At 70.9% G+C, this 17,960-nt stretch carries 16 protein-coding genes and 7 pseudogenes; 11 read left to right on the top strand and 12 right to left on the bottom strand.

The genetic code is table 11. The annotated features are described in order from the left end of the window. Positions 1 to 2: 2 nt before the first annotated feature. A pseudogene (locus P3T39_RS31995) lies at positions 3 to 257 on the top strand (hypothetical protein); the annotation flags it as partial. A gap of 82 nt (positions 258 to 339) precedes the next feature. Here the strand turns inward: P3T39_RS31995 and P3T39_RS31990 are convergent. The 4 genes and pseudogenes from P3T39_RS31990 to P3T39_RS31975 form a co-directional block, all read right to left on the bottom strand. Continuing rightward, positions 340 to 984 carry a hypothetical protein gene (locus P3T39_RS31990; protein WP_280702758.1) on the bottom strand — a complete coding sequence of 215 codons (645 nt, stop codon included), beginning with the start codon at positions 982 to 984 and terminating at the stop codon, positions 340 to 342. Positions 985 to 1,188: 204 nt separating this feature from the next. Beyond that, positions 1,189 to 2,868 (bottom strand): annotated as a pseudogene (locus P3T39_RS31985) (MFS transporter); the annotation flags it as partial. Next, positions 2,865 to 3,311, bottom strand: coding sequence for a MarR family transcriptional regulator (locus tag P3T39_RS31980; protein WP_280702740.1), 447 nt, complete (start codon positions 3,309 to 3,311; stop codon positions 2,865 to 2,867). The gene P3T39_RS31980 and the pseudogene P3T39_RS31985, both read right to left, overlap by 4 nt. Before the next feature lie 70 nt (positions 3,312 to 3,381). Further along, complete coding sequence (locus P3T39_RS31975; RefSeq protein WP_280702739.1) at positions 3,382 to 3,831, bottom strand: ATP-binding protein; 450 nt, start codon at positions 3,829 to 3,831, stop codon at positions 3,382 to 3,384. Between the two features lie 118 nt (positions 3,832 to 3,949). Here P3T39_RS31975 and P3T39_RS31970 point away from each other — a divergent pair, with 118 nt between their 5' ends. From P3T39_RS31970 to P3T39_RS31955, 4 genes are all read left to right on the top strand, one after another. Next, positions 3,950 to 4,432, top strand: coding sequence for a MarR family winged helix-turn-helix transcriptional regulator (locus P3T39_RS31970; protein ID WP_280702738.1), 483 nt, complete (start codon positions 3,950 to 3,952; stop codon positions 4,430 to 4,432). Between the two features lie 125 nt (positions 4,433 to 4,557). Beyond that, entirely contained in the window at positions 4,558 to 5,796 is a 1,239-nt protein-coding gene (locus tag P3T39_RS31965) for a cytochrome P450 (RefSeq protein ID WP_280702737.1), read from the top strand. Between the two features lie 36 nt (positions 5,797 to 5,832). After that, positions 5,833 to 6,042: a ferredoxin gene (locus P3T39_RS31960; RefSeq protein ID WP_280702736.1), complete on the top strand. Its 210-nt coding sequence runs from the start codon at positions 5,833 to 5,835 to the stop codon at positions 6,040 to 6,042. Beyond that, entirely contained in the window at positions 6,039 to 7,244 is a 1,206-nt protein-coding gene (locus P3T39_RS31955) for an FAD/NAD(P)-binding oxidoreductase (RefSeq protein WP_280702735.1), read from the top strand. Before P3T39_RS31960 ends, P3T39_RS31955 begins: the two co-directional genes overlap by 4 nt. A gap of 456 nt (positions 7,245 to 7,700) precedes the next feature. Here P3T39_RS31955 and P3T39_RS31950 read toward each other — a convergent pair whose 3' ends face one another. The 3 genes and pseudogenes from P3T39_RS31950 to P3T39_RS31940 all read right to left on the bottom strand — a co-directional run. Continuing rightward, a complete protein-coding gene (locus P3T39_RS31950) occupies positions 7,701 to 8,132 on the bottom strand; it encodes a helix-turn-helix domain-containing protein (protein WP_280702734.1) in 432 nt (143 codons plus the stop codon). Between the two features lie 44 nt (positions 8,133 to 8,176). Then, positions 8,177 to 8,296, bottom strand: a pseudogene (locus tag P3T39_RS31945) (helix-turn-helix domain-containing protein); the annotation flags it as partial. Between the two features lies 1 nt (position 8,297). Next, a pseudogene (locus tag P3T39_RS31940) lies at positions 8,298 to 8,374 on the bottom strand (MarR family transcriptional regulator); the annotation flags it as partial. 29 nt (positions 8,375 to 8,403) lie between these two features. Between P3T39_RS31940 and P3T39_RS31935 the strand changes: the two are divergent. After that, positions 8,404 to 8,585: pseudogene (locus P3T39_RS31935) on the top strand (zinc ribbon domain-containing protein); the annotation flags it as partial. Positions 8,586 to 8,929: 344 nt separating this feature from the next. Here the strand turns inward: P3T39_RS31935 and P3T39_RS31930 are convergent. Then, positions 8,930 to 10,201 carry an MFS transporter gene (locus P3T39_RS31930; RefSeq protein WP_280702733.1) on the bottom strand — a complete coding sequence of 424 codons (1,272 nt, stop codon included), beginning with the start codon at positions 10,199 to 10,201 and terminating at the stop codon, positions 8,930 to 8,932. A 134-nt stretch (positions 10,202 to 10,335) separates the two neighbouring features. On the opposite strand from P3T39_RS31930, the gene P3T39_RS31925 reads away from it, so the two are divergent. Continuing rightward, positions 10,336 to 11,271: a LysR family transcriptional regulator gene (locus P3T39_RS31925; protein ID WP_280702732.1), complete on the top strand. Its 936-nt coding sequence runs from the start codon at positions 10,336 to 10,338 to the stop codon at positions 11,269 to 11,271. Positions 11,272 to 11,614: 343 nt separating this feature from the next. On the opposite strand, the gene P3T39_RS31920 is transcribed toward P3T39_RS31925, so the two are convergent. After that, positions 11,615 to 12,550 carry a LysR family transcriptional regulator gene (locus tag P3T39_RS31920; RefSeq protein WP_280702731.1) on the bottom strand — a complete coding sequence of 312 codons (936 nt, stop codon included), beginning with the start codon at positions 12,548 to 12,550 and terminating at the stop codon, positions 11,615 to 11,617. 108 nt (positions 12,551 to 12,658) lie between these two features. Here P3T39_RS31920 and P3T39_RS31915 point away from each other — a divergent pair, with 108 nt between their 5' ends. From P3T39_RS31915 to P3T39_RS31900, 4 genes and pseudogenes are all read left to right on the top strand, one after another. Beyond that, the gene (locus P3T39_RS31915) at positions 12,659 to 13,549 is read left to right on the top strand and encodes an NAD-dependent epimerase/dehydratase family protein (protein ID WP_280702730.1); all 891 of its coding nucleotides are present in this window, start codon (positions 12,659 to 12,661) and stop codon (positions 13,547 to 13,549) included. Further along, a complete protein-coding gene (locus tag P3T39_RS31910; RefSeq protein ID WP_280702729.1) occupies positions 13,546 to 14,439 on the top strand; it encodes an aldo/keto reductase in 894 nt (297 codons plus the stop codon). Before P3T39_RS31915 ends, P3T39_RS31910 begins: the two co-directional genes overlap by 4 nt. Positions 14,440 to 14,496: 57 nt before the next feature. Continuing rightward, a pseudogene (locus P3T39_RS31905) lies at positions 14,497 to 14,728 on the top strand (hypothetical protein); the annotation flags it as partial. A 661-nt stretch (positions 14,729 to 15,389) separates the two neighbouring features. After that, positions 15,390 to 15,869, top strand: a complete 480-nt coding sequence (locus tag P3T39_RS31900; RefSeq protein WP_280702728.1) for a hypothetical protein — start codon at positions 15,390 to 15,392, stop codon at positions 15,867 to 15,869. A 342-nt stretch (positions 15,870 to 16,211) separates the two neighbouring features. On the opposite strand, the gene P3T39_RS31895 is transcribed toward P3T39_RS31900, so the two are convergent. The 3 genes and pseudogenes from P3T39_RS31895 to P3T39_RS31885 all read right to left on the bottom strand — a co-directional run. After that, entirely contained in the window at positions 16,212 to 16,541 is a 330-nt protein-coding gene (locus P3T39_RS31895; RefSeq protein ID WP_280702727.1) for a DUF6191 domain-containing protein, read from the bottom strand. 577 nt (positions 16,542 to 17,118) lie between these two features. After that, positions 17,119 to 17,328 (bottom strand): annotated as a pseudogene (locus tag P3T39_RS31890) (HD domain-containing protein); the annotation flags it as partial. A gap of 190 nt (positions 17,329 to 17,518) precedes the next feature. Next, positions 17,519 to 17,960, bottom strand: a 442-nt coding sequence (locus P3T39_RS31885; protein WP_280702726.1) for a C40 family peptidase, incomplete at its 5' end; no start/stop codon positions are given.

Below are 17,960 nucleotides of genomic sequence, written 5' to 3'. Positions count from 1 at the left end.
TGCCCTCCATGCTTGTGCTGACACACGGCTGGCCGAGTTCCTACGCCGAATTGCTGAAGGTCGTCCCGCTTCTTACCGATCCTGGTGCGCACGGTGGTGACGAACGCGACAGCTTCGACGTCGTCGACTCACCCGTCGGCCTGGCGGCGTGGATCGTGGACAGGTTCCGCGCCTGGAGCGACTGCGACGGCGATGCGGAGCGCCGGTTGGGCAAGGACGAACTGCTGACGCAGATCACCGTCTACTGGGCCACCGGCTTAGATCGCCGAAGTCACGTTCACCGGTGCGGGCCAGCCGGGACGTGATCCACGGCTTCAGCACCGTTTCCTCGTGGGAATGTCAGTCTGCGCGGACGGTGAGCTCGGCGCGCGCTCGTATGTCCGTGGCGGTCAGGTAGTACTCCTCGACAGCGCGCCAGCGTGTGAGCCACGCATCGCGCTGCGGCCCCCGGCCGCGGCCGTCGCGGGCGTGCAGACGGCGTAGACACAGCTCGCTCGGGGTGTCGACGAAGACGGTCAGGTCGTAGAACCCGGCCAGCTCCGGCCGGGCGGTCAGCACCCCTTCGACGATCACCACGCCCACAGGCATCACGGTGCGCGGTTCGCCGACCCGAAGAGCGTTCGTCTCCCGATCGAACTGCTCGTAGCGAGCCGGCCGGCCGTCGCGAAGCGGGAGAAGGACCTGATCGCGCAGCCGCTGCCACTCGAAGAGCCAGTGGTACCCCTCTTCCGGTTCCATGGTCAGGCGTTCACGGAAGGGCATCGGATGGAAGAAGTCGTCACCGTGCACCACGGCCGCGTGCCCTGGCCCGCCCAGGTACGCGGCCACCGCGGCCGCAAGCGTCGACTTGCCCGCCCCTGCCCGGCCGTCGAGGGTCACCAGCACGCGGCAGACTCTCGCGCGTGCGGCGGCGGCCGCCGCGACCCGCTCGACCGGTCCTTGGGCCGGCGGCGGGTTGGACGGGCGGCCGGCCGCCCGGGGCATGGGGAAGTGCGGTACCGCGGTCGACGGTGCACCGATGCCGGATGCCGGGATGGTGCTCATGGTTCTCCGCCTTTCGGAAGTCCGTTGCCATGCGGGGGCAGGCCCGGGACCGGAACCCGGCGCGCGCGGGGCGCGACCGGGCACCGGAGCAGGTCTCGCCCGTTCCTTCGTTGAGCTGGTCGGTTGGTCTGTTGCGGTGCTGCTCCGGCGGCCGCGCAGCGCGGAGGCGCAGGCGGCCACCAGGGCCATCACCGCGGCCACGCTGAAGACGATGACGAGTCCGTGGTGGAAGGGGCCGGAGATGAGTTCGGGGAAGAACCGCGTCCCGGTCAGGGTCTGGGCGTTGTGGGCGGGAAGCGTGCTCAGGACACCGCTGGGCCCCAGTAGGTGGCCGATCGGGTTGCTGCCGAGGAACGTGGCGAACAGTGTGCTCACCGGCGGCAGCCCGGCCAGGCGGCCGGCCGCCTCGGCGGGCACCTCCTGCGCCCGCAGACCGCTGTCGAGTGCGTGCGGAAGCGTCGTGGCCAGGCCGGTGATCATCAGGGAGAAGAACAGCCCGATCGACAGGGCGGTGCCCGAGTTCTGGAACGTCGAGCGCATGCCGGAGGCCACGCCGCGCTGCTCCGGCGGCACGCTCCCCATGATCGACGAGGTGTTCGGTGCCGAGAACATGCCCTGGCCGAGCCCGCTGAGCAGTAGCAGGCCCGCGAACGCCGGGTACGGGAATTCCACCGGCAGGGCGAGCAGGCCGACGAAGGCGGTGGCTACCAGAATCAGCCCGGTGGTGGCGAACAGCCGGGGGCCGAAGCGGTCCGACAGACAGCCGGAGGCCGGGCCGCCGAGAAGAAACCCGACGGTCAGCGGCAGCATGAAGATGCCGGCCCACAGCGGGGTGCGGTCGAAGGCGTAGCCGTGCAGGGGCAACCAGATGCCCTGCAGCCAGATGACGAGCATGAACTGCAGGCCGCCGCGGGCGATCGCGGTGAGCAGTGCCGCCAGGTTTCCGGCGGCGAACGCGCGGATCCGAAACAGGCCGAGCTGGAACATCGGGTCGGCGGCCTTCGTCTCCGCGACGCAGAACGCGACGAGCAGCACGACGCCCGTTCCCAGGCCACCGAGCACGTAGGGGTTGGTCCAGCCGGTCGAACTGCCGCCGTAGGGCTGGATGCCGTAGGTGATCGAGGCGAGGAGGGCACCGGCTCCCGCGGTGAAGGTGAGGTTGCCGAGCCAGTCGATGCGCCCGGGTTTGCGGCGGCCGATCTCGCGCAGACTGCGGTACGACCAGACGGTGCCGGCCACACCGATCGGGACGCTCACCCAGAAGACCGCACGCCAGTCGATGGTGGCCAGCAGGCCACCGGCGAGCAGCCCCAGGAACTGGCCCGCGAGCGCGGTGATCTGGTTGACACCCAGGGCCATCCCTCGCTGACGGGCGGGGAAGGCATCGGTGAGGATCGCCGCCGAGTTCGCCATCAGCATGGACCCGCCGACAGCCTGGACGATGCGGAAGCCGATGAGCCACAGGGCGCCGGAGCCGCCGCGCAGCGGGTCGAGGGAGAGGGCGAGCGAGGCGCCCGCGAAGACCGCGAAGCCGAGGTTGTACATCCGGACCCGGCCGAACATGTCGCCGAGCCGGCCGAAGGCGACCACGAGCACCGCGGTGACCAGGAGATAGCCCAGGATCATCCACAGCAGGTAGCCGATGTTGCCCGGGGCGAGCGGGTCCAGACCGATGCCGCGAAAGATCGCGGGCAGCGAGATGATCACGATCGAGGCATCGACGGTCGCGATCAGCACACCCGTCGTCGTGTTCGACAGCGCGACCCACTTGTACCGTCCGCCCATCACGGGTGCGGTGGCGTCGGGGGCTCGTGCGGCGCTCATGGTCGCTCCCAAAGTCGGTCGAGCGACGGCAGCACGGTATGCAGTTCGCTGTGCCCGGCGGCCGTCAGCTTCCGCTCGACGGCAAGCCGCCGCACGGTCGGCGATCGCTGATCGGACCCCGCCCTGCGGCCCGCCTTCGTGATCGTCGTCACGGCGCGGCGGCCGTGGGCGGGCTCGCGTGCGCGGTTCATCGGGCCGCTCTGCTCCAAGGCGGCGAGCGTGATCGGCCTGGCGGGCGGGCGCGCCCCTTCCAGGACTGCCGGCGTTCCGGGGGAGCCCGGTTCGTCCTGGTCCGGTCGAGCCGGGACGGACTCCTCGGACAGCGGAACGGTCGCTGTGGAGCCCTTCGTCTGCCGCCCTTTGCGCACGCTGCGGCCCACGCTCAGGCGGAGTGTCGCTTCGACCGCGGCCGCGTCGTGCGCGGGCTGCCTGGTTCCGTTCACGGTTTCGTGTGCTCCTTGTCGACAGCAGCGCTTGCCCGCGTCCGGCGCAGCCCGCCGCCGCGCGGTCGGGTCAGGCCGCGGTGGTGACGTCGGCCCAGTGGATGGCGTGTCCGGGCTCCTGGCGGCCGCCGTGCGCGGTGGTGAGCTGATCGATGATCTCCAGCCCGCGGCCGTGCTCGCCGTCCGTGCAGCTGGCCGCCCAGTCGCCGTCCGTGGCGGCAGGGCCTCCGTCGGAAACCTCGATGTGCACCCGCCGGCTGCCGGGGTCGCGGCTGAGCTCGAAGCTCACTGGGGGCCGGGCGTGTTCCACGGCGTTGGTGACGAGTTCGGAGACGGTCAGCAGTACCGAGTCGGCAGCGTCGTCGGCGACTCTCCACCGGGCGAGGAGCTCTTTGGTGATCTTGCGAGCCTCTCCGGCGGCGTCCGGGCGGTGCGCCAGGGACCAGGCGCTGCCCGAGGCCCGCGGGGTCCGGGGGGCAGCCTGCGACGGGGAGAGGGCTGGGGCGTGGGTGTAGGTCACAGTCGTCACCTTCTTCCGGCGCCGCGGTGGCGCCTTGGCTCTGACCAGAACGGTCCCAGAACCATCTATAGCACTCTCTATATAGACAATCAATATAGATAGTGCTATGGATGGAGACATGGATGAGACGCCCGAAGAGGGCCCCCAGGAGGTGGCAGCGGCGCTGGACGAGCTGGTCACCGGGATGGCCACGGACTTCCTGTCGGACTGGCGGGGCATGAGCCTGACCACGGCCGCGACACTGGCCAGGCTGGAGCGGGAGGGCCCGATCCGGCTGACCGTGCTGGCCGCGGCGGAGGGTGTGACCCAGCCGTCGATGACCGTGCTGGTGCAGCGACTGGAAGCCCAGGGCCTGGCATCGCGAGTCGGCGATCCCCAAGACGGGCGGGTCCGCCTCGTCGCCATCACGGATGCCGGGCGCGAGCTGCTGGCCGAGCGCCGCCGGGCGAGGGATACCCGGGTGGCCGGCCTGCTGGCCGCGTTGCCCGAGCAGGACGTGCGGGCGCTGAGCGAGGCCATGCACACGGCCCTGCCCATCGTCCGGCGCATGCTCCGGGAAACTCCGCGGCCCCGCACCAGCCGTGGCGGTGCGACTTCCTGACCCCCCAGGGGTGTGCTCTTCGGTGTCTCCTCCTGCAGGCAGGACCTGCCCCGTCGCGCCTCACGCGTGCCGGGCCCCGGTCCTGGCATTGCCGCTTACCAGATTTCCGGAGAGGGCGGAGAACCATGAACACCACCTCGGCACCCGGCACCGACGCGCCGTCGGCGGATCTACCGGACTACCCCATGACCCGGGCGGCCGGCTGCCCGTTCGACCCACCGCCGGCCCTGTACACCCTGCAGGCCCAGGCCCCGATCAGCCGGGTACGGCTGTGGGACGGCAGCACCCCGTGGCTGGTCACCCGCTACGAGGACCAGCGGGCGCTGCTGGCCGATCCGCGGATCAGCGCGGACAGCACCCACCCGCACTACCCCCATCCAGGCCCGGGCCAAAAGGAGCGCCGGACGCAGTCGCGGGCCTTCATCGCGATGGACGATCCGGAGCACGCCCGGCTGCGCCGGATGGCCACCGCGGCCTTTGCCATCAAGCACGTGGAGGCGCTGCGGCCGGCGATCCAGAAGATCGTCGACGGCCTGATCGACGCCATGCTCGCCGGACCGAAGCCGGTGGACTTCGTCCAGGCGTTCGCGTTGCCGGTGCCGTCACTGGTGATCTGCGAGCTGCTGGGCGTCCCGTATGCCGACCACGACTTCTTCCAGTCCAACAGCAAGACGCTGACCAAGCGCACCATCACGCGTGAGCAGGCGCGGGCGGCCACCCAGCGGCTGGTCGACTACCTGGACGGGATGATCGGCGACAAGCTCGCCCACCCGGCCCACGACCTGCTCTCCACGCTGGCCGAACGGGTCCGCGCCGGCGAACTCTCCCGGCATGAAGCGGCCAACACGGGAGTGCTGCTGCTGACCGCCGGACACGAGACGACGGCGAACATGATCGCGCTGGGCACCCTGACCCTGCTGCAGCACCCGGATCAGCTGACCCGGCTACGCGAAAGCCGCGATCCGCAGCTGGTCGCCTCGGCGGTCGAGGAACTCCTGCGCTACCTGAACATCGTGCACAGCGGACGGCGCCGCGTGGCCTTGGAGGACATCGAGATCGGCGGGGTGACCATCCGCGCCGGCGACGGCGTCATCCTCGCCAACGACATCGGCAACCGCGATCCCGCCGCCTTCCCCGACCCCGACCGGCTGGACGTCGGCCGCAACCCCCGCCACCACGTGGCCTTCGGCTTCGGCGTCCACCAGTGCCTGGGCCAGCCGCTGGCCCGGGTGGAACTGCAGGCCGTCTACAGCACCCTCTACCGCCGCATCCCGACCCTGCAGGTGGCGGTGGACCTCGACGACATCCCGTTCAAGCACGACGGGCTCGTCTACGGCGTCTACGAGCTGCCCATCACCTGGTGAGCGCGGCCAAGCGCCGCGCAGGAAAGGAGGATCCCGATGAAGGTGATCGTCGACCAGAACAAGTGTGTCGCCTCCGGCCAGTGCGTGCTGGCCACACCGGAGGTGTTCGACCAGCGCGAGGAGGACGGCATCGTCGTCCTGCTCACCGAGACCCCGCCCGAACACCTGGCGGACGACGTCCGGCAGGCCGCCGCCCTCTGCCCGGCCCAGGCGATCTGGGTGGAAGAACAGGAGAAGAAGGAGTGAAGCGGATCGTCATCATCGGAGCCTCGGCCGCGGGCCTGACCGCGGCCGAGACCCTCCGCCGCCGAGGCTGGAGCGGTGACCTCACCCTGATCGGTGAGGAGCCACATCCGCCCTACGACCGGCCGCCGCTGTCCAAGCAGATCCTCACCGGCGCCTGGAAGCCCGAACGGGCCACCCTGCGCTCCCTACCGGACCTGGCGCGGCTGGAGGCCGACCTGCGGCTCGGACAGCGCGCCACCGCCCTCGACGTGGAGGGCCGCCAGGTGCGCCTGGACAACGGCGAGAGCATCGGCTTCGACGCACTCATCATCGCCACCGGCGTAGCCCCCCGGCGCCTTCCCGACAGCGATCTGGCCGGGGTCCACGTCCTGCGCACGCTCGACGACGCTCTCGCCCTACGCGCCGCGCTGCTCACCGGGACCCGAGTGGTCGTGGTCGGCGCCGGATTCCTCGGCACCGAAGTCGCCGCGGCAGCCCGGACCATGGGCCTGACGGTGACCGTGGTCGAGCCGGAGCCCGTACCGGTGCGGCGCCCGTTCGGCGACCGCATCGGCGAGCTCGTCGCCGAACTGCACCGCGACCACGGAACGCGCCTGCGCTGCGGGATACCCGTGCGCCGGCTGCGCGGCGCAGGCGGCCGGGTGACCGGGGTGGAACTCGGCGACGGCACCACGCTGCCGGCCGACGTCGTCGTCCTGGCCCTCGGCTCCACGCCCGCGACCCGCTGGCTGACCGGCTCGGGCCTGCGACTGGGGGACGGGGTGGTGTGCGACGCGCTGTGCCGGGCCGCTCCCGGCATCTACGCCGCCGGCGATGTCGCCTCCTGGCACAACCCGCACTTCGGCACCCGCATGCGACTGGAACACCGGCTGAACGCCACCGAACAGGCCATGGCCGCGGCCGGCAACCTGCTCGGCGACGCCACCCCGTTCGCCCCCGTGCCCTACTTCTGGACGGACCAGTACGACACCAGGATCCAGGCGTACGGCATCTTCCCACCCGACGCGGACATGCGGATCGTCCACGGCGACCCGGTCGACGGCTACTTCGCCGCCGCCTACGGCCACCACGGGAGGGTGGTCGGCATACTCGGCTGGAACACCCCCCGCCAGGTACGCACGCTGCGCCGCCTGGTCGTCGAACGCGCGTCGTGGACAGCCTTCACGGTCACACCCGCACTCCGCCCGGCAACCGTGAACTAACCCCCGGCTGTCTTCACGTGGGCACGGAGCGGGCGGCACCACGCCGACAGACTCGCTCAGCTCCTCTGACCTGGGGCGGTCCAACTTCGCTGTCACGAACTGCCGTCGGTCCAACTTCGATGACAACTGGTCGGCTCTATACACGGGTCAGCTGTACACGGGTTTGGGAGGCACCCGGATCCACGGTTGGGTGATGTTCACGAGTTTTGACGTCACCGGGCTCCCTGCCGCGGGAGCATCGGAGTGCTCCCGGTGAAAGACCCTGCTCATGCCGCGGATGTCGAAGGTCGAGCTGTACGCCGCGATCCGGCGCGACCACCTGGCCAGCCGCCTCACCGGCGAATCCGCACCGACCTGGCGAGGCGCCTGAACCAGAATCAAGAGCCTGTTCCGGGATGAAACATCAGGAGGAAACGCCCTCTCAGTCGGCTCTCCGGGCGGTTCGGCTGACACCCATCACGACAGGAGGGCGCGCCAGCGGTCGGCCGACTCGGTCATGTCCTGGACGACCCGCTCCAGGAACGTGCCTGCCTTGGCTAGCCGCAGCCCCACGGGGCTGTCGGGCCCGAAGGTCTCCGCCGCCGCCGTCGCGGCCTGCGCCGTCCCGAGCGTCTGCTGTGAGCTGATCACGATCGAGTGGTACCAGGCCTCGTCGTCGAGCACGTAGACGTCGTGGCGCCGCTGCGGATCGCGCTCGCGGCGGACGTACCCGTGCTGGACCAGGTAGTTCACGGCCACGGAGACGGAGGCCGGGCCGACCTGCAGCCTGCGGGTCAGCTCGGCTGCGGTGCGCCTGCCGTCCTCGGACAGCAACAGGTCGACGTGCACGCGCGCTGTCATGCTCGGCAGCCCCGTCCTGACCGCCATCTCGACGATCTCCTCTGCCATCGCGTCGACCGGCGGTGTGGCCGCGCGTGGGGTGTCGGTGTGCCGCGCCGCGCCCGCTGGGACGTCGCCTGGTGCGCCTGCTGGGGCCGGTAGTCGGCGGGGCCGCCGTTGCGTGCGACCTCTCGGCTGATCGTCGAGGTCGGCCTCTCGAGCCGCCTGGCGATCTCGGCGTAGGAGAGCCCGTCGGCGAGTCCGGCCGCGATGCGCTGGCGGTCCTGCTGGGTCAAGCGTCCTCCTGGCATGCCGTCAGCAGACCGCGCCGGAGCCGCTTGAGAGCGCCGGACGGGAAGTCATCGCCGTGGACCCCGCAACACCTCCCGGACCTGCCCCGAATGCGGGCACGTATCCGGGGAGAACCGGCCGGCACAGGAGAAATTCCATTGCGTTAGCTGCGGCCACACGGCGCACGCCGACACAGTGGGAGCCACCAACGTTCTACGGGCCGGGCCGGTCCGCCGCGACGCCAACCCGGCTTGGCGAGAAGCCCCCGGCTTCAGCCGGGGGAGGAGCCACGTCGGTTGGTGTTGCGAGCGCCCCTGTCACAGTGAGCAGTTCAAAACCGGCGGAGAGCATGTCGATCAGGTGGCGTGCTGCCGCGAGGCCGTCCTGGTGGAACGAGTCGTATGCGGAGAGCGGGGTACTGCCATCAGACGGTCTGTCATGTAAAGCCCCCTTCATGCTGTTCCGTCGGGCGCCGGAACACGACCGTAGGGGGGCGGAATGGGGAGGCGCAAATGCGGAGCGGAGCGGATTGGATTTGAGCCCCGGACTGCTCCGTTATGTCCGTCTCTCAGTCGTCAGCTCCCTGGGCTCGGTGCCGGCTCCGGCTCGGAGGCAAGCGCTGCCGCGCGGCGGGGGAGCAGCAGCGGGGTCGCCAGCAGGAGCACGCCGGCCAGGCCGATGGCCGTGCGCGGGCCGAGCAGGCCGCCCAGCACGCCCCAGACGGCCGTCAGGAGCGCGGTCGAGGCCTTGGTCGTCACCGCCCAGGCGGACAGCGTGCGGGCGACCCGGTCGGTCGCGGTGCGCTCGAGGCGGTAGGTGGCGTAGACGGGGTTGAAGACCCCGCAGCAGAAGATGAGCCCGAGCTCGACGCCCATCACCAGCAGCAGCCCTCCGGTGCCCGGCCGCAGGAAGGCCAGGCCGACGGGCCAGAGCGCGCGCAGCGCCCCGACCGCGACCAGGACCTGGTGCTGTCCGAACCGGGTGACGAGCGGTCGGGCCAGCCGCGAACCGAGCAGCCCGCCGATCGAGGGCGCGGCGAAGGCGAGGCCGTACTGCCACGGTGCGAACCCGAGTCGGCCGAGCATCAGGACGGCCAGCAGCGGTTCGGCGGCCATCACCAGGCCGTTGAACAAGGCGGTGTTGAAGAACAGCGGACGCAGCGCCTGGTCGGCGAGGATGTACCGCCAGCCGTCGAGCAGGTCCCCGGCCCGCATGCGCGCGGCCTCCCGGCGCTCGGGCCGCGGCTCGTGCCCGCCCGTCGCGCGGATGCCCAGGGCCGAGAGCAGGTAGCTGACCGCGTCGGCCACCACCGTCGCCACCGGACCGAGGAGCCCGATCGCGGCGCCGCCCAGCGGCGGTCCGATGATCGTGGTCGTCCAGGCCGTGGACTCGAACCGGGCGCCTGCGACGAGCAGGTCCTCGGCCGGCAGCAGCGTCTTCAGGTACGCGCCGGAGGCGGCGCGGAAGGTGATGTCGGCCGCCGCGACGACGGCCGAGACCAGCAGGAGCTGAAGGAAGGTGAGCACGCCGAACGCGAACGCGGTGGGGATCGTCAGCAGCGCCGCGAACCGTACCAGGTCCATCGCGATCAGCACCGGCCGCTTGCGGCGGAACTCCGCCCACGGGCCGAGCGGCACCGCCACGGCCGCGCCCACCGCAGCCCCCACGCAGGAGAGCGCGGCGACCTCGGCCGGCCCGGCGTGCAGCACCCGGATGGCGATCAGCGGGAACGCGCCGAAGGCGAGCCACGTGCCGAGCGCGCTGGTCCCGTACGCTCCCCAGAGCCACCCGAACCGCCGCCCCAGCCGATGTCCGAGCAGATGTCCCAGCCGGTGTCCGCTGCTCATGCCCCACGCCCCTCGCCACTCACCCGCACAACCAATCCGCGATCGGAAGCATCAAAGCGAGCACCACACCCGGGGATCAAACAACCACAGGACCGCCTGGCCACAACCAACGGTTGTGCCTATAGGGTGCCGACATGGACCTCGACACCGTCCGGACCTTCGTCGCCGCCGCCGACGCGGGGCAGTTCCAGGAGGCCGCCGCCGAGCTGGCGGTCACCCAGCAGGCCGTCTCCAAGCGCATCGCCGCGCTGGAGCGCAACCTCGGCGTGCGGCTGTTCACCCGCACCGCGCGCGGCGCCGAACTCACCATCGACGGGCAGGCGTTCCTGCCCCACGCGCGCGAGCTGCTGCGCGCCGCCGAGCGCGCGGGTGCGTCCGTGCGCCCCGGCCGCCGTCCGCTGCGCGTCGACGTGCTCACCTCGCGCAGCGCGCAGTCGGGCCTGATGCGCGGCTTCCACCGCGCACACCCCGACATCGAGCTCGACGTGCTGATGCTGTTCGACATCGAGACGGCCGTCGCCGCCATCCGCTCCGGTGCGATCGACGCGTCCTTCCGCGCCGTCGCCGCACCCGGCCGGCCCCTGCCCGAGGACATCGAGTCCGTCCGGGTCCTCGACGAGCCGCTCCAACTCCTCACCGGCCCCGCCCACGCGCTGGCGGCCGCCCGGTCGGTGACCCTCGCTCAGCTCACCGGGCACCGGATCTGGATGCCCGGCATCGTCCCCGGCACCGAGTGGACCGCCTACTACGACGACCTCGTCACCGAGTTCGGCCTCACCATCGAGGCGACCGGCCCCAACTTCGGCTCCGACGCACTCCTCGACACCATCGCCGACACCCCGGCCCTGGCCACCTTCATGGGCGAGCACACCCGCCTCATCTGGCCCGCCGACCACGGCCTGCGCCGCATCCCGGTGACCGACCCGACACCCGTCTACCCGCACTCGCTCCTCTGGCACCGCGACAACCCCCACCCGGCGCTGGCCACCCTCCGCGCCCACCTCGCCGCCACAACGGCCGGCCACGACGCCGCCGGGACCTGGGCACCGCGCTGGGTGATCCCGCGCTGAACGCCGCGCCCACGATCACCGTGGCCGGATCGACGGACGGTGACTCCGGGCAGACATGGCCATCGGCACACTCCGGCTCCCCCCTCCGTATGCCTCATATGCCTTGACGGTGATCAAGGCTGTGAACTGCCGATTCAGCTCAGGAACCCCAGACAACTCGCCTTATCTCGTGCCGCCAAAAGGCTTCAGGGCATGTGTGTCGACGTACAGGGCAAAGTTCTGGAGTACGCCGGCAATGTAAGGCAACTGCCCCGTCCGGAACTTGCCTCGCAGATGTCCGAGTGCTTTTTTCGGGCACATGAGTCATGGTCCGGCTATTTGGCAGGCATAAGCGCATCCTGGCCTACGAGGCCGGGCTGGCCGACACCTGCGTCTGGCCGAGGAGTTGGGACGCCAACTCCTCGGCCAGCCGTGCGGCGGGGCCGCGGCGGCGGCGGGAGAGGGCCAGGCCCAGGTGGCGACGCGGGCTCGGCTCGGCCAGCGGGAGCGCGACCAGCTCCGGGTGCCGGGTCAGGCCGATCTCGGGGATCAGTGCGATGCCGACGCCGGCTCGGACGAGTGACTGGGCGAAGTCGTAGTCCGCCGCGGTGCAGGAGATCCGCAGCTCGACGCCGGCCAGGTCGGCGTGGCGGGCGAACTGTGCGGCGGATTTGTGGCAGCCCAGGATCCAGCGCTGGTCGGCGAGTTCGGCCAGATGCGGCGGTTCGGGCCGGGTTCGGTAGCGGGCCGCGGCCGGGTGGCGGCGCGGTAGCACGACCCGCAGCGGGTCCACACCGAGGGGCGTCCAGTCCAGGCCGGACCGGTCGCCGGGCCGGGCGGGCGGCGGGCCGTCGAAGTGGTAGGCGAGGGCGAGGTCGGCCCGTCCCTCGCGGACGGCGGGCAGGCTCTCCTCCGGCTCCGCCTCCAGGATCGTCAGCTCCACCTGCGGGTGGTCGGCGACGAAACCGGCCAGGGCGGTGGGCAGCAGCCGCCGGCCCGCACTGGCGAAGGTGGCGACGGTGAGCGTGGTTTGCTCGGCGGTCAGCCGGTCGAGGCGCTGCTGGGTGTCGGCCAGTTCGGCGGCGATCGCGTCTGCGGCCTCCACCAGCAGGCGGCCCGCGTCCGTCAGCGTGACGCCGCGGGTGGAGCGTTCGACCGCGCGTGCACCGAGACTTCGCTCCAGCGCGGCGATCTGCTGCGAGACGGCCGAGGGTGTGCAGTGCAGCGCCAAGGCTGCCTGGTTGAAGCTGCCGTGGCGGGCGACCTCGCGCAGCACGGCCAGCCGCTGGACGTCAATCAACAGTTCTCCTGATAACGAGGCATCGTGATGGACACTACCGCTGTTGATCACTGTCGAGCAGACTGATCGCCGAGGACGCAAAGAGACGGACCGGGAAGGGGCCGCGGTATGGACGTGTGCGTGATCGGTGGGAGCCGCTACTTCGGGCGGCGGCTGATCGGGGAACTGCGGGACGCGGGCGCGGCGGTGACCGTCATCAACCGAGGTTCGACGCCTGCACCGCAGGGCGTGACCCGGCTGTGCGCCGACCGCGACGACGAGGCCGCAATGCGCGCCGTGCTCGCCGACCGGTGCTTCGACGTCGTGGTCGACCAGGTCTGCTACACGCCGCTCCAGGCGGCCGTCGCCGCCCGGGTCTTCGCCGGCCGCACCCGGCGCTACGTGGTGACCTCCACGGTCGAGGTCTACGCCGAGCTCGGCCGGCCGGGCGGGGCGGCCGTCCCGGAGGAGGCCGTCGATGCATCGACCTGGCCGGTGGACCTGGAACTTCCCTGGCAGGATCAGCGGTTCAGGGCGGACCACTACGGCGAGGGCAAGCGCCAGGCGGAGGCACTGCTCACCCGGGAGGCGCACTTCGACGTCGCCGCCGTCCGCACCGCGCACGTCCTCGGCGGCGCCGACTTCACCGGGCGGCTCGCCCACTATGTCGAGCGGATCGAGCGCGGCCTGCCGGTGGTGGTCCACGCCTCGCCGCAGCCCGCGTCCTTCGTCCATGAGCCGGAAATCGCCCGCTTCCTGGCCTGGGCCGCGGTGGCGGACTTCACCGGTCCCGTCAACGCGGCATCGCACGGAACGCTGGACGCAGGCGAGTTGTGCGCGGCGATCGGCCGCGCGGTCGGCACGGAGCCGACGCTGGTCGTCGGGACGGGCGAGCCCGTCTCGCCGTTCTCCTTCGACCGTTGCTACGCGATGGACAACGGCCGGGCGGCGCGCTTGGGCTTCCGGTTCTCGTCGGTCGCCGACTGGCTGCCGCTGGTCCTCAAGGAGGCCCGGGGATGAGGCAGACTCCGGCTGCGCACGCCCGCACCATCGGCGGCGTTGCGGTGGGCGCCATCGGCCTCGGCGCGATGCCGCTCTCCGTCGAAGAACGCCCGCACGAGGAGCAGGCGGTCGCTGTGATCCACGCCGCGCTGGACGCGGGCGTGCGGCTGATCGACACCGCCGACTGCTACCACTGGCACGCCGGCGAACTCGGCCACAACGAACGGCTCATCGCCCGAGCGCTGGCCGCCTACGGCAGCGGTTCGGACGAGGTACTGGTGGCGACCAAGGGCGGCCGGGGTCGTCCCGGCGACGGATCGTGGACGGTCGACGGCGACCCGCGCCACCTGCGCCGCGCGGCCGAGGCCTCGGCGGCCCGGCTCGGCGTGGAGGCGATCGGCCTCTACCAGTTGCACAAGCCGGACCCGGCCGTCCCGTTCGCCGACTCGGTCGGCGCGCTGCGGGACCTGGCCGACGCCGGCACGATCCGGATGGTCGGCCTCTCCAACGTGGACCGCGGCCAGATCCGAACGGCGCGGGAGATCCTCGGCCCACGTCTGGTCTCGGTGCAGAACCGCTTCTCCCCGGCACACCCGTCCACCCGGGACACCCTCGACCTGTGCACCGAGCTCGGCCTGGCCTTCCTGCCGTGGAGCCCGCTCGGCGGGATCTCACTCAGTGCTGTCGACGATCCGGGATCCACTGCACCGATGCCGGACACGCCCTTCCACGCCCTCGCCCGCGCCCGCGGCGTCAGCCCGCAACAGGTCTGCCTCGCCTGGCATCTGGCGCAGTCGCCGGTCGTGGTCCCGATCCCGGGCGCACGTCGGCCGGCCTCCATCCGCGACTCGGCCGCGGTGGCCGGGCTCACACTGTCGGCGGCAGAGGTGGCGAGGCTGCACCTTTAGCCTGCGCGTTTCAGCTGGTGCTGGGCCGGATTGTGGGCGGTAACGCGAAAGCGCCTTCTGAACCGGGACGATGAGGCTTGTCCAAGGTCTCCGTCGTACCAGCAGGAAGGGTCTTTCTGCGTGCACACCACCCGGTCACGCCCCAAGCTCGTCGTCAGCGCCGACGGGCACGGGGTCGTCAGCCGCGCCGGATCGCCTGCTGGCGGATCTGGCCGACGCCACCACACTGACCAGCACCTTCTCCGACGCTCTGCGGCGGCTGCGGCCGCGCGGCACCGGGCACGATCCAGTGGCTCGCTGCGTCCGTGCCCAGTACGAGCCGGCCCCGCCCTACCCCGCCGACGAGCCGGTTGCCGACGCCGACTGAGCAGTGGGGCGGAGCGGCCCGGCGGGCGGCCGACCTGATCGGGGGACAGGTCGGCCGCCGTGCACTGGTCGTCATCGAAGGGACAGCCACCGGTGCCGGTCCAGGGCCGAGGACTCGCGCCGCTGGGAGGCGGGTGACACCCCCTGACCCCAGGGCGGTCAGCGGGCCGCCCGTGCGGCCGCCCTTTCCGTCGAACCGAACGCAGTCGGCCTCGGCCACCACATGGTGACCACCGGGGCCGGTTGCTGCCTTCTCGGGTTGAACGTGTCGGGCCGCGCGGGTCAGGTGGTGGTGCCGAGTTGCTTGAGTTCCTTCTCCACGAGGGCCCGCCAGCTGGCCATCCAGGACTCGCGTGCGGCGGAGTCCTGTTCTGTTTTCGGCAAGGCGTCGGCGTTTTGGAGCCACTCGGGCAACGTGAATGAGAGCCATGGTGCTCCGTTCGTGGAGGCAAAGGACACTTACACAGGTCCATGATCGGCAACGAGGCGAGAGCCACCCCTGTCGAGTGACGCCCGTGGACGTCCGCGCACAATTGGTGGTGCGGCGCTGCCGCCCGAGCGCAGTGCCACAACGGGGAGTTGACATGCAGAGTACGAACGGCGCCCTCGTCATGGCCGTGCTGGTCGTCGGGCTGGTGGTGCGACAGCAGTTACGCACCCGTCCGGTGCGGCGCATCGGCTCGCTGATCACCCCGGCGGTCCTCGGTGTCCTGGGCGTCTCGGGGATTGCCTTCGGTGTGGCCTCAGTCGCCAAGGACCGCCCGCTGACCGCGATGCCTGCCGTCCTCCTGGTGGCGAGCCTGGTCGTCGCGGCGGGCTTCGGCGTGGCCAGGGCGCGAACCGTACGAGTCTGGCGCGGCCCCCAGGGCAAGGTGCTGCGCAAGGGGACGGCGGCCACTACCGGGCTGTGGCTGGCCTCGGTGGGCGTGCACCTCGCCCTGGGCCTGTGGATCGACCACGCGGCCGGGGCCGGGGTGCTGGGGACCGTGTCGCTGTACGCGTACCTGGCGATCGGCCTGGGGACGCAGAACCTCCTTGTGCGCGGGCGGGCCGCCGCGCTGTGACCTCAGCTTGACGCGGCCAATCGGCTCAACTCCGGCTCGTACCTCCGACAGCGGTATGTCTCACCCCAATGAGCAAGGTGGCCCTTGATCCCGTTGTCGAAGGTGTGGCCCTCGTTCACGTTGCCGCAGTGGCTCCCATCCACGGCTCTGGCTCAACTTCTACTTCTGTGAGCCGGTCACGCACAGTCAGATTATTGGAGCCAGACCATGCTGGCCTGCTGATCACGGAGTCGTGGTGAGGTGAGTGCGAGGACTCGTTTGTCCAGCTCGACTGCCATGCGGTCGAACCGTCGTTCGCACCGGTGAACGGAGCCGAACCGCGATGCGGGTCCACGACCGGCTTCAAGGACTCTCGTGCCGGTCCGCCGATGACGACGGCAGTCGGCGAATCGCAACCCGCCCGGACTCGAGGTCGATCCGGCGATCGAGCGGCGCGCCCGACTCCTCGTCGTCACGCAGCACCAGTCGGCGCTCCTTCTCCTCCGTCACGTACCGTTGGCTCGGGGAGAGGAGAGTCTGGATCTCGTTGATCACGCTGAGCATCGACGCTGCGCCGATTTCAGACTCACGTTTGCGCCAGTAGATCCAGCCGCGCCGCTCCATCCACAGAAGGGCCCGATCGGCGAGGAATAACGTTGGCACGGATGCGGCCGCCCAGAGGAATATGTTCATCGCCTACCCCCATGTGAAGATGCAAGTCTGCCGGGTTGCTCCACTGCCGCCGGGACAGCGTCCATCCCGATCCTGACAACGCAACGGTCGGCACCAACGTGCCCGGTCACCCAGCATGTGCAAGCTACGGAAGTTGGGTCAGAACCCCGTTCACCCTGCCGAAAACACCTGTTCCTCCGGCATGACGGTGAGGTGGTCGGGGAGGGTGACTTCGGCGGCGTCGTAGAGCTCCTGGTCGGCGACGGCGGCCCAGACACAGCGGCCGGTCGAGTCGGCGACGACGGCGGCGACTTCGCCGTTGGTGTGGCTCAGTCCTTGCTGGACGGCTTCCGGGCCGCGGTTGATGGCCTGCTCGCCGCTGCGGGTGGAGGCGCTGACGACTTTGCGCGCGTCGGGCCGGCCGAGCTGTGCGACGGGTTCCAGGTCGGCGGTCCACCGGTAGCCGGCGGCTACCAGTACTCGCCAGGTCCGCTCGGTCCAGCGGCCGCGGCACGGGTCGCTGCTGCTGCCCCCCCAACGAGGCCGCGAGGTTGACCCAGGAGCTGCTCGACCAGGGCTACAGCAAGCGGCAGGTGGCGAGGTCGTGGAACATGGCCGCGACGTAGAGCAGTTCGGGGTCGAAGCTGAGGTCGCGGTTGCGCCCCTGGAGGCAGCCGAAGAAGTACACGCGGCGCGAGTGGTCGTAGATCAGTTCACTCGTGCTGTCCCGTACGACCTCGGTCGCCTCACGCGCGAGCTTCGAGTCCGGCACGCGCACCCCGGCCGGTGCGGAGAAGTCGCCAGTCACTGCAATCACCTGTATCCGATCGGTCCGCCGGTTCCTCCGGCCGCGCCCCAGTCCGCGAACCACCAGATCGCTGCGCCATGGCTGTGAGGCTGTGTAGCCCACAGATGCGGACGGCTGCCCTGGGAAGCTCGGAAGTGCCGCAGGCCCTCCCCGCGAAGGGCGGGGAGGGCCTGCGGGATCAGGTACCGGGTCAGATGCGGATGATCGCCGAGATGGGCATAAGAGTGGCGTCCAGGTATTGAACGGATTTGCCGGGGCGCGGGGCGTGGATGATCTGGCCGCCTCCCACGTACATGCCGACGTGGTGCGCGTCGTTGAAGTAGATGATCAGGTCGCCGGGGCGGGCGTTGGAGATGTCGGTCCCGATGTCGGTCCCGGCCGAGGCCTGTTCCTCCGAGGTGCGCGGCAGTGAGATGCCGGCCTTGGCGTAGGCCCAGACCATGAGGCCTGAGCAGTCGAAGGAATCCGGGCCGTTGCCGCCCCGTACGTAGGGCTTGCCCTCCTGGGCCTCGGCCGCGGCGACCGCGGCCGCCGCGTACGAACCGGAAGTGGCGCCGGCGCCGCCGGCGGCCTTGCTGCCACCGCCGCCGCTTCCGCCCTTGAGGCCGGTGCGGCCGTCGCTGCGCGAGGCA

The sequence above is a fragment of the Kitasatospora sp. GP82 genome, assembly GCF_029892105.1.
Classification (GTDB): domain Bacteria; phylum Actinomycetota; class Actinomycetes; order Streptomycetales; family Streptomycetaceae; genus Kitasatospora.
The sequence above is the reverse complement of the archived record's forward strand: the minus strand, read 5'-3'. Positions and strand labels throughout refer to the sequence as shown.

What these genes read in the sequence shown, in the direction of transcription:
- P3T39_RS31970 (WP_280702738.1), top strand. Translation starts at nt 3,950, where the DNA reads ATGGATGAGACGCCCGAAGAGGGCCCCCAGGAGGTGGCAGCGGCGCTG.
- P3T39_RS31900 (WP_280702728.1), top strand. Translation starts at nt 15,390, where the DNA reads ATGCAGAGTACGAACGGCGCCCTCGTCATGGCCGTGCTGGTCGTCGGG.
- P3T39_RS31960 (WP_280702736.1), top strand. Translation starts at nt 5,833, where the DNA reads ATGAAGGTGATCGTCGACCAGAACAAGTGTGTCGCCTCCGGCCAGTGC.
- P3T39_RS31915 (WP_280702730.1), top strand. Translation starts at nt 12,659, where the DNA reads ATGGACGTGTGCGTGATCGGTGGGAGCCGCTACTTCGGGCGGCGGCTG.
- P3T39_RS31965 (WP_280702737.1), top strand. Translation starts at nt 4,558, where the DNA reads ATGAACACCACCTCGGCACCCGGCACCGACGCGCCGTCGGCGGATCTA.
- P3T39_RS31925 (WP_280702732.1), top strand. Translation starts at nt 10,336, where the DNA reads ATGGACCTCGACACCGTCCGGACCTTCGTCGCCGCCGCCGACGCGGGG.
- P3T39_RS31990 (WP_280702758.1), bottom strand. Translation starts at nt 984, where the DNA reads ATGCCCCGGGCGGCCGGCCGCCCGTCCAACCCGCCGCCGGCCCAAGGA.
- P3T39_RS31930 (WP_280702733.1), bottom strand. Translation starts at nt 10,201, where the DNA reads ATGAGCAGCGGACACCGGCTGGGACATCTGCTCGGACATCGGCTGGGG.
- P3T39_RS31895 (WP_280702727.1), bottom strand. Translation starts at nt 16,541, where the DNA reads ATGAACATATTCCTCTGGGCGGCCGCATCCGTGCCAACGTTATTCCTC.
- P3T39_RS31950 (WP_280702734.1), bottom strand. Translation starts at nt 8,132, where the DNA reads ATGGCAGAGGAGATCGTCGAGATGGCGGTCAGGACGGGGCTGCCGAGC.
- P3T39_RS31910 (WP_280702729.1), top strand. Translation starts at nt 13,546, where the DNA reads ATGAGGCAGACTCCGGCTGCGCACGCCCGCACCATCGGCGGCGTTGCG.